Consider the following 14,546-nt stretch of genomic DNA (forward strand, 5'->3'; position numbering starts at 1 on the left):
TAACTTACAGGTTACAAAGGGGTCTTGAATTACCTTGGTTACCTTACTGGCGTGCACACTTGACCCTACGATCAGCGTAGGATGCCAGCTCTGCCTTTAGCCATCGAAGTATTTTTTCGCTGGATTGACCGCCTTGGCCCCGCCGGGCTGGTGGTCAGAGCGATTGTGGCCTCGCTCTGGGCAATTGCCGCCCTGCTTGTCTATATCTGTTTAAGGCGGCTCTACCGCGCTCTATTTTTTCGGATCCGCAATGCTCGCGCTTTAGTCATTCGTAATAAATGGCCGCAGATTGTTTCGGGTGTGGTTCCGCCTCGGACGTGGCTCTTCAAATATCTCGACCGCAAAATCGTTGAACAAATTCTGCTCGATACCCTTGATGCTACCTCCGACGACCAGGCGGCGCCGCTGATCTCCTGCCTGCGTTCCTCCGGACTTCTGGAAATGCGCATTCATGAATCGCGCACTCGCAAAGGCTGGGAGAGACGCGAGGCGCTCACCACTTTGGGGCGTACGCGCGCTCCCGAGGCGATTGCTGCTCTGGCTGAAGCTTTACGCGATCCCAATGCCGAAAATCGCCTGGCGGCAGTGCGCGGACTGGGGCAGATTGGTCTTCCTGAAGCCGTGGATTATCTGCTCACTGGTGCGGTTGAACCCGATGGCACACTGACGGTCCCCGAAATCCCGTTGCAGAATGCCTTATTGCGGTGCTCCCGCAGTAAGCTTTCAGTCCTGCTGCCGCCCCTTCGCCGGGCCCAGGGTAAGCCTCGCGAAATACTAGCGCGCGTAGTTTCCGAGTTGGCCACCCCCGAAATCGGTGACGATCTTCTGATGTTGGCCTGCGATCCTCTCCCTGAGGTACGTGCATCCGCCGCTCGCGCTCTGGCCAGCGCCGATCCTGCATCTGCTTTTCCTGTGTTGTCCGTGCTCTCCGCCGATCCCGAATGGGAGGTACGCTTGCGCGCAGTCGCCGCGCTCAGCGCAATTCAGGATTCACGTGCCATTCCGGCCCTGGTCCGCTGTCTCTGCGACCGCAACCGCAGCATACGCGTACGGGCCGCGGCTGCCTTGGTGAAGTTTGAAGCGGAGCTGGATTACATCCTTCACAATGTGATCGCAACCCAGGACCAATATGCCCTGCAGGCGATGATTTCCGAATTGGAACGATCGGACATTTACGAAAAACTGCTTGTCGAATTGCGGCACTCCACTACGGCGCACCGGGCAAACGAAATGCTGGTCGAAGCGCTTCGCACCGGCGCCGAGAAGCTCAAGAAGAATTTGCGCTGGCAAAAGCTCGAGGAAGTAGTGTCGCAATGATTGCCTTGTTGAACGCCATCAACCTGGCGCTGTTCTGCTATTACTTGTTTACAAACCTCACCTATTTATTCCTGCTGGTCAGTGCCATCAGCGCCAACATCATGCATCAACGTCGTCTGGCCAGCCTCAAGCTCGAACACGTAGACCGTTCTCCCTTCACTCCGCCCATCGCTCTTCTGGTGCCTGCGCGCAACGAGGAAGGGTGCGTAGTTGAATCCATTCGCTCGCTGCTGGGAATTGATTACCCAGAGCTTGAAATAGTCTTAATCAACGATGGCTCGACCGATGGCACGTTGAAGCAGGTGCAAGAACATTTCAAGTTGAGGAAGGCGAACCTCTTATACGTTCCGGAGGTGCGTTGCGCGGAAGTTCATGCCCTCTACATCAGTACCGTAGACCGTCGTCTGCTCGTGGTTGACAAAAAATCCGGCGGGAACAAAGCCGATGCGGTCAATGCCGGTCTGAACGCCACCTCGAGTCCTTATGTATGCGTAGTGGACGCCGACTCTTTGCTGGAAAAGGATGCGTTGCTGCGCATGATGGGCGGCGTCTTCTCTCGCCCCAGCCAGATTGCTGCCGTGGGCGGCGTCGTCCGGGTGCTGAACGGCTCGTTAGTTGAGCGCGGCCGACTGACGACGGTGCAACTCCCGCGACGGCCCTTGGAAATTCTGCAAGTCATTGAGTACCTGCGTGCTTTCCTGATTGGCCGCGAGGGCTGGGCCCTCTACAACATGATGACCGTCATCTCCGGTGCGTTCGGGGTTTTTCGGCGCGATTTTATCGTCGAAATGGGCGGTTATCGGCACAGCGCGATCGGAGAGGACATTGACCTTGTGGTTCGCCTTCACCGCCTGATGCGCGATCAGGGCGTGGACTATAAAATTCCCTTCGTTCCCGATCCGGTTTGCTGGACCGAGGTTCCTGCGGACATTAGATCTCTGGCTCGGCAACGCGCCCGGTGGCATAAGGGCCTGTATGACGTGCTCTTACAAAACCGCGACATGCTATTTCGCAAGCGTTTTGGCAGGCTGGGCTGGATCGCCATGCCCTACCAATGGCTCTTTGAATTGGCCGCTCCTATTATTGAGTTGGTCGGCTATGCCAGCATGCTGACAGCAGCGTTGCTTGGAGTCATGAGCATCCATTTTTTTCTGCAATTTCTGATCTTTGGTTATACCTTCGGCTCGCTGATATCTGTGGGCGCGGTATTGCAGGAAGAAATTACCTATCGTCGGTACAACCGCAAGCGGGACGTCGCTCTGCTGATAATGTTTTGTTTTCTCGAATACTTCCCGTACCGGCAGCTGCAGATGTTCTGGCGTATGCAAGGTCTGTGGCAGTATTGGCGAGGAGATGTGGTGTGGAAGCAGGTCAGGCGTGTCGGCTTTGGCGAGACCGGCTCCGCCAGAGCTCAGTCCCACGAGGCAGAGGCAAGTACGGTTGTTCCTCAATAAGAGGGTAGCGCACCACCGTGGAGGCAGCGGGCTGTCGGTTTTGTTAATTTGGCAGAATATGGCGCAACGCGCGGTTGCACGCTCGACAGTAATCTGCAGAGCGCTGCCCTGGCCCCGGCCTGAAGCGAGGCCAGCAGTGTCCCTTTGAAGCGCTTCCAGCTCGATCTACTTTATAAGTTTTGAGGTGAACTGCATGATGGCTTTTCCTCGTATCTCCAGGCTGTGCGCGTTCGCATTGGTCGTGTTCTTCCTGACCTCGGCCGCCGCAGAAGAGATCACGGTTGCCGCCGCGGCCGACCTGCAGTTCGCATTCAAAGACATCGCCGCCAGGTTCGAAAAGGACACCGGAAACTCTATAAAGCTGGTCTTCGGTTCTTCCGGGAACTTCACCAATCAAATTAAAAATGGCGCCCCTTTCGATATGTTTTTCTCTGCCGACATCGGTTATCCCCGGCAGCTCGAAACTGATGGCCTGGTCGAGCCGGGGACGCTCTATCACTACGCCAATGGCAATATTGTGCTCTGGGCACGGAAAGGTTCCAATGTTGCTGTGGACCATGGTCTAAAGCTGGTTCTGGAGCGCGCGATTTCCAAAATCGCCATAGCTAATCCTCAACATGCGCCGTACGGTCGAGCCGCCGTAGCTGCGCTACGCCACGAAGGCATTTACGAACAGGTCCAGCGCAAGCTGGTGCTGGGTGAGAACATTTCCCAAGCGGCTCAATTCGTCGAAACGGGTAACGCGGACGTTGGGATCGTCGCCCTCTCATTGGTCCTGGCGCCGGCAATGCAGGGAAAAGGGAAGTACTGGCTCATTCCCGAGTCATGGTATCCGGCGATCGAACAGGTATGCGTGACTCTGAAGTCCTCGCACCATAAGGAAGTAGCGCAGCAGTTTCTCGCTTATTTGAAGAAACCGGAGATTGCAAGACTAATGCAGGTGTATGGATTTGTAGTGCCAAAGGCCGGAACAGTGGCCAATTGACCCGTTCCGGCCTTTTCACTTTCTCAACATCTACCTTCAAAGCGACGGCCGCACTGCCACTTTGATCACCCCATCTTGGCGGTCCCCAAAGAAGCTGTAGGCTTCAACAACCTGGTCGAGGGAGAAAACATGAGTCAGCAGTGGGCTCAAGTCAACCCTGTGGTGTCTCACAATTTCCATCAAGCGACGCATCCGCTCTTTGCCCCCCGGGCACAAGGTGGTGACGATCTTCTGGTCGCCAATGCCGGCGTGAAAGGCATCCACCGGAAGTGAGAGCTTGCCGGAATAGACGCCAAGGCTGGAAAGAACTCCTCCAGGTTTCAACACCCTGAGAGCGCTTTCGAAGGTTTGTTGTGTACCGAGCGCTTCGATAGCCACATCCACGCCTCCGCCGGTCAGCTTCTTGATTTGGCTCACCACATCCACTTCAAGGAAATTGAGCACGAAGTCAGCTCCCATGCGCCGAGACATCTGAATTCGGGTGGGATCCGACTCCACCGCAATGATGGTGCTGGCGCCTCTAAGCCGTGCTCCGGCCGTAGCACATAGCCCGATCGGGCCCTGGGCAAAAACCGCCACCGTGTCGCCTATCTTCACATCCCCGGTTTCTGCGGCCGAAAATCCCGTGGATGCTATATCGGCCAGCAGAACCACTTCCTCGTCGCTCAGCTCGTCGGGAATTTTGGCGAGATTCGCCTGGGCATGGGGAACCAGCAGAAATTCGGCCTGAGCACCGTTGATGGTATTGCCAAACTTCCACCCGCCCAGAGGTCCGCCGCATTGCGACCATTTGCCGCTCAGGCAGAAATTGCACTGCCCGCATGGTGTGATTGCTCCCACCAGCACGCGGTCGCCGACTTCGTAGCCACTCACGCCGGGCCCCAGTTCATGGATAATGCCTACCGGCTCGTGGCCCAGCACCAAGCCCGGCTTTACCGGATACTCGCCTCGAAGAATATGAAGATCAGTGCCGCAAATCGTGGTCAGGGTCACGCGAATTACTGCTTCGCCATAACCCGCTCGTGGAATGGGTACTTCTTCCAACCCAATCTGATTGGCTGCCCGGAATACCAATGCTTTCATGGTTGAACCACTTTTAGGAGTGCGCGGTAAGAAAGATGGTGCCGTAAGTGTTGCCATTGTCTGTCCTCCCTTCGGTTGGCGTTTTAAGAAGCTGCAGCACGGTCATCACTTTGTTTGTACATTTCTATGCTGTAGACATGAGTGATGATGCCGTTTTCGGGATTCATATCGGCGAGGATTCGGTAAGTTTCGCGACGCGCGACGTAGCCCTTGTCCTCCAGGCTTATGACCCGCTTATGAAACACGTCTGCATCCAGTTCGCGGACGATAATCGCCTCTGTCTTCTTTGATGTTCCCTCGCTCGACATTCGCTCACCTCTGTCTTCAGTCATGATTCTTGCTCGCGCATAACAGGAAGCACCGTGGGGGGTATCACCCGGGGTTGTGACCCCCGTCACAAAGAGATTCGGGGAAGGTAGCCTCTTGGGAAACCCTTATGTGCCGGCTATTCGCATCACAAGCAGCACAAAGGCGGCAACCAGAGATACGGGGTACACAAGCTACAACTCCACTAAATTCAGATATTTGCGTGTACCTTGCCTAAATGGAAGAAGGGTATATTATGGGGCGACAGACATATGCCCGCGGAATCGCCCTACGGACTGCCCATCATTGATAGTTGCGTGACCTGCAAATCGAGAGAAGACTTTCTTTTTTGTAGTCTTTCGCGCACCGCACTGGAGAACCTGCAAAAAATTAAGTCGAGCGCAACCTATCCCAAAGGGGCAGTTCTGTTCGTAGAAGGCCAGAACGCCCGGGGCATCTTTATTCTTTGTAGCGGCCGCGCCAAACTTTCCACATCGGCAGCGGATGGCCGCAGCCTCATCCTCAGGATTGCGGAGCCCGGCGAGGTGCTTGGACTGAGTGCAAGCGTTTCGGGACGCCCCTATGAGGTTACCGCTGAGACCTTGGGGCCGGCACAAGCCAATTTTGTGGAACGCAATAATTTTCTTCATTTCCTTAAGGAGAATGGCGAGGTAGCCCTGCGGGTGGCGCAGGAACTCAGCAACAACTATTACTCTGCATATACTGAAATTCGCTCTCTTGGCCTATCTCATACCTCCTCGGAGAAGCTGGCCAAGTTGCTCCTGGAATGGTCAGAGAACGCGGAAACCAAGGGTCTGGAGCAGCGTGTGAAAGTCACGCTAACCCATGAAGAGATTGCGCAATTGATAGGTTCCTCACGTGAAACCGTGACCCGCAGCTTCACTGAACTCAAGAAGAAGCAATTGATTCAGTTAAAGGGCTCCACTCTGGTTATTCGCAACCGCGCGGCGCTTGAGAAGCTGGTAAATTCGTAGGGCGTGAACATCGGAACATTCACGCCCTTTCGGTAACCACTCAGATCCCACAACACCAAGCTTCAGCCGCGGATCGTCAGCACCGGACAATTGGCCAGCGAGACCACCCGGTGAGCTATCGCCCAGGGAAGGTGGGTCCCAGCTCCATTCAATCCGGTAGCCGGCCGCACTCCCATTACGATGAGGTCCGCCCCACGATCAGCGGCGGTCTCCAAAATGCAATCCGCCGCCGCACCAAATTTCACCATCGGAATTGGGGTACACCATAAACCCGCTTCTTCTGAGACCAGATCAGTGAGCCTGTTTACAGTTCGTTCAATCACGGCTGGTCGAGGTCCAGCCACTTTGTAGTCCAATACGTGCAGCAAAGTGAGGCGCGCCCCGAATTCCTGGGCCAGCGAAACTGCATAAGGTGCCGCGGCCAGTGAGTGCGGAGAAAAATCCGTCGCAAACACAATTTGGCGAAACTCAATATCAATCGGCGAACAATCCCCACCGGTTCCGCAGATCACGCGCGATTTGGAGCGTCCCGAAATCTTTGGGCCAACCGTCAGTACGGGGCAGCGCGCGTGCCGGAAGATGTCCTCCGCAATTGAGCCCATCACAATCTTCTCGACTCCTGTGCGCCCGTGCGTACCCACTACTACCAAATCAATATTGTTGGCTCTAGCGGTCTCCGCGAGCACTTCCCAGACGTCCCCGATCCCAAGGTGAAGACGATGCGGAACGCCGGATAAGTGGGAACCCAAACGCTTCATTTCCTTTTCGGCCCTCAGGCGCGCACTCTCATACATGCTGTCAATCACCTGTGGGTCGGTCACTTCTGGTGCGACAAACAGTGCCTGCGGAAACATCACGTGTTCCGCGTGCAGCATGCTCTCGTAATGCTGACATATCGCGATTGCATAGGGTAACGCCGCGCTGGACGCGGCCGAAAAATCGGTGGCAAAAAGGACGTTTTTTATCGCGACGCTGCTGCTCGTTTTTTGTTCCAAAAGCTCCACGGAGCACCTCCTGATCGCGTCTAGCCTCGCATGTTGTTCATTCCGCAACGGTGCGAGCTGTCACCGCGCGCCGTGATATCCATCACAACCAGATTGTTCGCTCTGGAATAGGCTGAAGTCGTCCGAGGTGCGTCATGAATAATAGCCAGAAGCAAGTATTAGATATGCTGAAGTTCGAGCTGCGCTTTCTAGAAGACGGAGGCTACGGCCGCTCCACGCGGACACCTTGGAGGCCCACCGTAACTTTCGTGGATTCGCCGATCTGCCTGAATTTTAACGACCCGTCTCGACCGCATCCTTGCAACGAGTGCACGTTGATGCACTTCGTCCCTGCTGAGCACCGCGCGGAATCCCGTCCCTGCCATTTCATTCCGCTGAATGATCGTGGGCAGACCGTGGACTCGCTTCACGCCTGGGGCACGCAGGCAGAGCTGGAAGAGAACCTGCGAGAGTGGCTGCGAAACTCTATTAAGCGGCTTGAAGAGGAAGACTCACCCGCCGCGTCCCAATGCCAATCAGTTGCGCGAGCCTGATTGAGCACCACGAGTTCTTTAAAGGCGGCGCGCCGGATTTTTGCCCCACAAACCGGATGCCTGAGTTGTTGGCGATCACTCACCGATCCACAGCAACCTTCTTTCAGCTGGCATCTACTGCTACTCCACAACATCTAAGGGGAAGTCTAAATTTGTTCCATGGGATTTCCCAACACCAATGCGTCTCCGCAATCCAGCCGGTCAGGGTATATATCTTTGGTCCCAAGGTCATCCCGTCGAACCCGCACAAAAACCTGGCTCTTGATATTCGCAGGCGCCCTCATGGCAGTTGTTGCTGTCTCGACTATCACGCTCAGCCAAAAGTGGCCCTTTACTCGCAAACGAGTAGTAAAAGATCTTGCGCATGCAACCGCGAGCAGGGTAGAGATCAGGAGTTTTCAACAAACATTTTTTCCGCATCCCGGATGCATCGCCGAAGGGTTGACCTTTCGGCGCAGTCTAGACCCTCAAACTCCGCCGCTGATTACCATCCGGCGACTCGTTGTCCAGGGAACTTACACTGGCCTTCTTACTCATTACATATCGGTTCTTCGCGCCGAAGGAATGCGCATAATTGTGCCACCCCTGGGAAGCAGCAGCTCCCGACCTCAAGCGACCAGCGCCGCACAGCAGAGCTCAAACAATAAATTGGAGATCGGGCAGATGCTCACCAATGACGCGCTGCTGGATTTCACGTCTCACAATCCCAATAAGCCGCCAATAAGGTTCGCGATTCACCAATTTAGTATGCAGAACTGGGGCACCGGTCGAGCCATGCCCTTCTCGACTTCCCTACTGATCCCCACCCCGCCCGGGGAAGTGGTTGCCCGCGGCAATTTAGGACCTTGGATAGGGAATCCTGCACAGGCTCCGGTTACGGGTGAGTATTCATTCAAGCGCGCCGACCTGGGCGTCTTCAAGGGCATAGCCGGCGTGCTTTCCTCCAACGGCAAGTTTCAAGGAACCATGAGAAATTTAGGTGTTCAAGGCGCCACCGACGTACCCGCCTTCGAGCTGACCCGCAATCACCATCGTGTGCGGCTAACCACGCAATTTCGTGCCTCAGTGAATGCCACCAACGGGGACGTGATACTTCAGGATGTGAATGCGCATTTTTGGAATACGGACGTTATCTCCCATGGCAATATCGAGGGTCGCCCCGGCGAAAAAGGAAAGACTGCGTCACTCAACTTGATGGTTCGCGAAGGGAGAATACAAGATCTTCTGTTTCTGATCGTCAGATCGCCTAAGCCGCCATTGTCTGGTGTGGTCAGCCTCAAGGCCGATGCTACGATTCCTCCTGGACAAAAGCCGTTTCTCAGAAAGTTGCAATTACAAGGCGACTTCGGGGTTGACGACGCGCGCTTCACTAAACCGGCAACTCAACAGCAAATGGATCAACTCAGCGAACGGGCGCGCGGACACGCCGAGGTGGAAGATCCCGCCGATGTCGTCTCCGACCTCAAGGGCCATGTCGTGGTGAATGATGGGGTTGCAAAACTTACGAACTTGTCCTTCAAGGTTCCCGGTGCGGATGCGGAGATGCACGGCACCTATGACTTGCTCAGTCAGCGCGTAAATCTGCACGGGATTCTGCGAATGCAGGCCAAATTGTCCCAGGCTACCTCTGGTGTTAAATCTTTTCTGGTGAAAGCGCTCGACCCATTCCTCAACAACAACCGTCCCGGCGCTCCCTTCCCCATCAGCATTACCGGCACCTACCATCACCCTTCGTATCATGTCTCTTCTACTCCTCAGAAAGAAAAGCGGGCCTCTTCCCACGAGCCATAGCCATGCCTGCTACCCGGATTGCAAACTCCGGAAGCGCAGCTGGCCAACTCGTGGAGCTTCTTGCGATGGGCAGGTTGGTCACCTACCCTGCTGCCACTCATATCCCGGACTAAAAGTAATATGCGCCGAGCTGCGCTAAAATTATCTCCCTTGCGACAGAGTTAATAGAGAGAAGGAGCCTTTTATGGCGCTCGACATGGATAAGCTCAATGCATTTGTGGGGCGGTTCGTCACCGACCTCGGTGCCGCGGTACATACCGGCATGGTGGTTATCGGGGAGAAGCTGGGACTTTACAAAGCCCTGGCTGGCCATCCCATGACATCTGCTGAACTTGCGGCGAAAACCAAAACTGATGAGCGCTACGTGCGCGAATGGCTGGCTTCGCAAGCGGCAGGCGGCTACGTCACTTACGACGAGAAAACTGACAAGTTCAGTCTCAGCGAGGAACAGGCCTTCGCCCTGGCAAAGGAAGACAGCCCGGCATATCTGCCCGGCGCATTCCAGTTGGCTCTGGGTTCTCTCGCAGCCGTTCCACGAATCGCCGAGTCGTTTCGCACCGGAGCAGGCATGGGCTGGCACGAGCATCATGACGATGTGTTTCATGGGTGCGAGAAGTTCTTCCGGCCCGGCTACGCCGCCAACCTGGTGAACAGTTGGATCCCAGCGCTCCAAGACGTTAAGAAGAAGCTGGAAGCCGGCGCGCGAGTGGCCGATGTGGGTTGCGGAAAAGGTGCTTCCACGATCCTGATGGCTAAGGCATTTCCCAAGTCGCAATTCGTGGGATTCGATTACCACGACAAGTCAATTGAAGGCGCGCGCGAGTCCGCCAAGCGCGAAGGGGTTGCCGACCGGGTCAAATTTGAAGTGGCCAAAGCGAAAGACTATCCCGGAAAAGACTTCGATTTCGTCGCGGTTTTCGACTGCCTGCACGACATGGGAGACCCGAAAGGCGCAGCCGCCCACGTTCGCAAGTCGTTAAAGAGTGATGGCACCTGGATGATCGTGGAACCATTCGCAAACGACAACTTAAAAGACAATCTGACTCCTGTGGGCAGGGTTTACTACTCATTCTCCACGCTGCTGTGCACACCCTCTTCGCGATCGCAGGAGGTGGGCCTCTGCCTGGGGGCGCAATCTGGAGAGGCGCGCATCCGGGATGTCGTAACCTCAGCCGGTTTCAGTCGTTTTCGCCGCGCGACGGAAACGCCCTTTAATATTGTTTACGAAGCTCGGCCCTGAAAGGGCTTCAACGCGACTGAAAATCAGATCGGTCCCTGATAGCGGCGCAACCGCACCCCTGCAGCGAGGAATGCAGCGGTCACTGCGAGGCCAATCCACAGTCCTGGGCTGCTCAGGAAATGAGCCGGCATGATATGCGTCATTGGATCTGTGGGGAAGACATTCGTCGGTGTGTAGCCAGTAGGTGGCTCGGCGCCGATCAATCTGGATCCCACCAGAGCAGCGAAGTGCGAACTGTGGAAGGCAATCCCCTCGACGCCGGCGATCGCGATCAGCGGTAACGCAGCCCATAAAAATGTTGCTCGCCGTGCCCACCCTGAGACCAGCAGCAGCCACCCGTAGATTGGCGCAGGCCAGAGCGTATGGGCGGTAAAAATGTGGTAGAGCAGCAGCAGTGACATCTGCAAGAACGAAACTTGCGTCCACAGCGTCGCGACACTCTGACCGCTCCCCAGCACTACAGCGCTGCTCAGCAGCAGCATGATCCAGTACATGCCGACCGCAACCGCAGACGTGAGCAGTGGGACAACTACAAGTGGAATGCTCGCCTTCGCGAGCACCGTGGTGCGGTCGGATACGGGCAGCGACTTCCAGAACAAAATGCTGCGATCGCGACGCTCGCCATGTAGCGCATCGAGGCAATAAAACACACTCACGATGATGCCGGTGAGCATCATCAGACCGGCCGCGATGTCGTACGGCCTTGCGATCGCTTCCCTCTGGTGTGCTGGGTCGAGAGCCGACAGGCCACGCATCTTGGCCGGCAGTTGAATCAGGCTAATCAGAAACCCGACTAGAAACGCCGAAGCGACGCCCAGCGGCGCGAGATAGATGGAACGGTTCTCCCACAGTTCGCGTCGCACCGACCAGTACAACGGCCGAGTGGCTGATACAACCGCGGGCGCGGTCCTCTGCGACTCGATCGCAGACTCCTGCAGGGCGTTCGATTGAGTAGTCATCTTGCGGCTCCTTGTGCCTGGCCGGCCTGATTACCCATCACGGCAACGAACAAGTCGGCGATGCTGGGTGTCCGTACGTCCCCGAGAGCAGCCAGTTGCTGACGATCCAGACCATCGAACATCAGAATGCTGCGGCCCAGCGCCTGGCGCTCATACATGGGATGGAGCGCTCTGGCAGCGGCGACCTGCTCGGGGTTCACTGCCACTTCCGAGTAGCGCGACTCCACTTCTTCCATGCTGCGATCGAAGACGATGCGGCCGCGATCAATGAACATGAGGTCGGTGAGCACGTGCTCGATCTCTTCCACCTGATGGGTTGCTACCACCACCGTGCGGCTGCGGTCGAAGTAGTCGTTCAACAGTGAATCGTAGAACTGCTTGCGAAAGAGAATATCGAGACCAAGCGTCGGCTCATCGAGGACCAGCAAGCGCGCGTCAATGGCCATCACCAAAGCGAGGTGCAGTTGGGTCACCATGCCCTTCGACAATTCCCGGACTTTGCGGTCTCGCCCGATGGTCGTCCTTGCCAGAAGGCTTTCCGCCTTGGCGCGATCGAAGCGGGGATGCACGCCGGCAACGTACTCGAGCAGCTGGGCCACCCGTGCCCAGCGTGGCAGCACGGCGACATCGGCGATAAAGCAGACATCGCGCATGAGCTGATCGCGCTCCATCCAGGGATCGCGTCCGAGCACTCTCAGCTCTCCCTCATACGCCGTCAGGCCAAGGATGGCGTTCAGCGCGGTGGTTTTGCCGGCGCCGTTCGGACCGATCAGCCCGAGGATGCGTCCCTCCTCGACCCGCAAATTGACGCCGTCCAGCGCAATGGTCGCGCCGAAGGCCTTTCGCAGACCGCGAGCTTCTATGTATGCCATGGCTTCAGCGCTCCTCCTCTTTGGCTTTTGATTTCGCTTTGCGGCTGGAACTTCCATTCAGCAGTTCTTCCGCTTTCAGGCCGAGCCGCTGAATGGTTGCGTCGATTCGGGGCCATTCTTCAGTGAGAAATTTCTGGCGTTCTGTCTGCAGCAGCAAACCGCGCGCCCCGGCGTTGATAAACATGCCCAGGCCTCGCCTAGTTTCGACCAGGCCCTCGTCCACCAGTTGCTGATAACCCTTGAGAACCGTGAGCGGATTCACCCGATATTCAACCGCGACGTTGCGCACCGAGGGCAGCGGATCGCCTTCCTTGAGCACGCCCTCCAGGATCATCGCCACCACGCGGTCGCGCAGCTGGCGATAGATCGGTTGATTGCTGTTCCACTCACGGTCCATCAATTCTTCCAGGTCGTCTCAGTTACCAGATGTGCTGCTTCCAGCATTTGTCCGCTGCAGGTCGAAGTGCGCGTGGATAGGCTTGTCTCCTGGCGTCATGTAAGTCCAGTCCTCAATGTGGTGGTTGTTGTCAATAATTGTGAACACTGCATGATGCATGTGTCCATACTGTGTGCCGCCGGCAACGTCGAGAAAATCAAATTCCACTTTCTTCCCCTGGGACGACGTCCTGGCAACCATCCGCGGTCGGTTTCCAGCATCGCAATAGTGGGTCAGGAGCAGGCGAGCACCGTCCAGGTAGAGCATGGTAACCGGATGGTCATAACTCTTAGCATCGAGCGGCGTTCCTGATTCCTGCATCTCGTGTACGAGCGCGTTTCCCCGAGAGGTCACGCGTAGCGAAACAGCCATAGGCTTATCATCGCTCATCTCAGGCTGTGGCGGGACGACGGTCACCGGGCCTATCCAGGAACCGGCGAGGGTCTTCAGTTCTTCGAAGGACTTTTGAGCTTCGGACTTTGGAGGGGCAGACTTCTGCGCCTCCGAGGGCGCGGGTTTGTCAGAGGACATGTGCGCGTCGGACTGCGCTAAAGCCACGGTCGAGAGCGAGATCAGAACCACGAACAGCATAAAACGCGGGGATTTCATATGCATTCTCCTTAAAATTTCATTTTTCCGGGTCAGGGTTAAGGGCTGGCGTACGCAGGTGCGAACAGGCAGCGCAGATAACCTCGGCACGTCATCTAGTGATATAGTCAACTACAACACTATGATAGTTGTCAAGAAGTTTTTTGATTTGCCGGGGCGGGGCGCCCGCTCGTGCGGGCGACCAACTTCAAAATGCACCCCAAATAAAATAGACGAGCTCACCCGTCCATCGATGATGACGCAAGGTTTGGTTGCGGGGGCCTGCAACCATCCGAATTGTTTAGTCCTGCCGTTCAGCATGGAACTGATTCGTCTCGCCGCATAGCTCGCATGCACGCTCTGTAATTCTGGCTTGCTTCCGAATTGCGACCGATTTGGAAAAACTCGATCAATCGATAGGCGCGGGTGTCAGCGGGACGTGACGCCCTTTACGAGGCTTAGGAAGAAAGTCAAATTGCCAAAAGTGTGGCCGAGTAAGCCCGGCCAGGTATTTCTTGTGTGTTGTGCAACGAAGGAAAGCGCGACACCTGTGACCGCCATGCGTACTGTGTCCCAAAGGGTCGGCTGCATGAATAGGTGGAAGGCTGACCAAAAGATGCCGTGGACTACCCATGCAGTCCTCCCAAATGCCAGTTCCTGTCGTGGCAACACATAACCGCGCCACCACAGTTCCTCGCCGCCGATGTTGCACACCAGCATTACAACTGCGTAGTAGACGAGAATCCACCAGGCCCCCTTCAAGTGAACGCCCATGAAGTCCTGTGGGCCGAAATGGCTGAAGAACGCGCGGTGGAACCCAGAAGGGTCAAAGAATCTTACAGACTGCAGAGTCGGTTGCAAGAGACCAACGTTACGCTTGACGAGCATGGCTGCCAGAATCGCAACGAATGCCCACCATCGGCTTGTTTTCTCTTTCCACAGGGCGAGCGAGGATGCCGCGACAGCCACGAGATCCGCCCAAT

Annotated in this window: 15 protein-coding genes; 7 read left to right on the forward strand and 8 right to left on the reverse strand. The window is 56.2% G+C overall.

The genetic code is table 11. The features are described 5' to 3' along the window. Positions 1-81 precede the first annotated feature (81 nt). The 3 genes from VFA76_12420 to modA all read left to right on the forward strand — a co-directional run bounded on the left by VFA76_12420 (position 82) and on the right by modA (position 3,756). The gene (locus tag VFA76_12420; protein HZR32643.1) at positions 82-1,317 is read left to right on the forward strand and encodes a HEAT repeat domain-containing protein; all 1,236 of its coding nucleotides are present in this window, start codon (positions 82-84) and stop codon (positions 1,315-1,317) included. Beyond that, complete coding sequence (locus VFA76_12425; protein ID HZR32644.1) at positions 1,314-2,771, forward strand: glycosyltransferase; 1,458 nt, start codon at positions 1,314-1,316, stop codon at positions 2,769-2,771. Before VFA76_12420 ends, VFA76_12425 begins: the two co-directional genes overlap by 4 nt. A 193-nt stretch (positions 2,772-2,964) precedes the next feature. After that, a complete protein-coding gene (gene modA / locus VFA76_12430) occupies positions 2,965-3,756 on the forward strand; it encodes a molybdate ABC transporter substrate-binding protein (GenBank protein HZR32645.1) in 792 nt (263 codons plus the stop codon). Positions 3,757-3,792: 36 nt separating this feature from the next. Here the strand turns inward: modA and VFA76_12435 are convergent, their stop codons facing one another. Together VFA76_12435 and VFA76_12440 are read right to left on the reverse strand one after the other, a co-directional pair. After that, positions 3,793-4,896, reverse strand: coding sequence for an alcohol dehydrogenase catalytic domain-containing protein (locus VFA76_12435; GenBank protein HZR32646.1), 1,104 nt, complete (start codon positions 4,894-4,896; stop codon positions 3,793-3,795). 26 nt (positions 4,897-4,922) lie between these two features. After that, positions 4,923-5,171: a hypothetical protein gene (locus VFA76_12440; GenBank protein HZR32647.1), complete on the reverse strand. Its 249-nt coding sequence runs from the start codon at positions 5,169-5,171 to the stop codon at positions 4,923-4,925. A 246-nt stretch (positions 5,172-5,417) separates the two neighbouring features. Here VFA76_12440 and VFA76_12445 point away from each other — a divergent pair, with 246 nt between their 5' ends. After that, positions 5,418-6,140 carry a Crp/Fnr family transcriptional regulator gene (locus VFA76_12445; protein ID HZR32648.1) on the forward strand — a complete coding sequence of 241 codons (723 nt, stop codon included), beginning with the start codon at positions 5,418-5,420 and terminating at the stop codon, positions 6,138-6,140. Positions 6,141-6,202: 62 nt separating this feature from the next. On the opposite strand, the gene VFA76_12450 is transcribed toward VFA76_12445, so the two are convergent. Further along, positions 6,203-7,144: a universal stress protein gene (locus VFA76_12450; protein ID HZR32649.1), complete on the reverse strand. Its 942-nt coding sequence runs from the start codon at positions 7,142-7,144 to the stop codon at positions 6,203-6,205. 134 nt (positions 7,145-7,278) lie between these two features. Between VFA76_12450 and VFA76_12455 the strand changes: the two genes are divergently transcribed. The 3 genes from VFA76_12455 (at position 7,279) to VFA76_12465 (ending at position 10,708) form a co-directional block, all read left to right on the forward strand. Beyond that, positions 7,279-7,677, forward strand: coding sequence for a hypothetical protein (locus tag VFA76_12455; GenBank protein HZR32650.1), 399 nt, complete (start codon positions 7,279-7,281; stop codon positions 7,675-7,677). A gap of 282 nt (positions 7,678-7,959) precedes the next feature. Beyond that, entirely contained in the window at positions 7,960-9,468 is a 1,509-nt protein-coding gene (locus tag VFA76_12460) for an AsmA-like C-terminal region-containing protein (protein ID HZR32651.1), read from the forward strand. A gap of 184 nt (positions 9,469-9,652) precedes the next feature. Then, positions 9,653-10,708, forward strand: a complete 1,056-nt coding sequence (locus VFA76_12465) for a class I SAM-dependent methyltransferase (GenBank protein HZR32652.1) — start codon at positions 9,653-9,655, stop codon at positions 10,706-10,708. Positions 10,709-10,731: 23 nt separating this feature from the next. On the opposite strand, the gene VFA76_12470 is transcribed toward VFA76_12465, so the two are convergent. From VFA76_12470 to VFA76_12490, 5 genes are all read right to left on the reverse strand, one after another. After that, positions 10,732-11,667 carry an ABC transporter permease gene (locus VFA76_12470; protein HZR32653.1) on the reverse strand — a complete coding sequence of 312 codons (936 nt, stop codon included), beginning with the start codon at positions 11,665-11,667 and terminating at the stop codon, positions 10,732-10,734. Continuing rightward, positions 11,664-12,539, reverse strand: a complete 876-nt coding sequence (locus VFA76_12475; protein HZR32654.1) for an ABC transporter ATP-binding protein — start codon at positions 12,537-12,539, stop codon at positions 11,664-11,666. Before VFA76_12475 ends, VFA76_12470 begins: the two co-directional genes overlap by 4 nt. A 4-nt stretch (positions 12,540-12,543) precedes the next feature. Beyond that, a complete protein-coding gene (locus tag VFA76_12480) occupies positions 12,544-12,936 on the reverse strand; it encodes a GntR family transcriptional regulator (protein ID HZR32655.1) in 393 nt (130 codons plus the stop codon). An 18-nt stretch (positions 12,937-12,954) separates the two neighbouring features. Then, entirely contained in the window at positions 12,955-13,584 is a 630-nt protein-coding gene (locus VFA76_12485; protein HZR32656.1) for a hypothetical protein, read from the reverse strand. Between the two features lie 408 nt (positions 13,585-13,992). After that, the gene (locus tag VFA76_12490; GenBank protein HZR32657.1) at positions 13,993-14,532 is read right to left on the reverse strand and encodes a CPBP family intramembrane glutamic endopeptidase; all 540 of its coding nucleotides are present in this window, start codon (positions 14,530-14,532) and stop codon (positions 13,993-13,995) included. Positions 14,533-14,546: the final 14 nt, after the last annotated feature.

The sequence above is a fragment of the Terriglobales bacterium genome, assembly GCA_035651655.1.
In the GTDB taxonomy this organism is placed as follows: domain Bacteria; phylum Acidobacteriota; class Terriglobia; order Terriglobales; family Acidobacteriaceae; genus DASRFG01.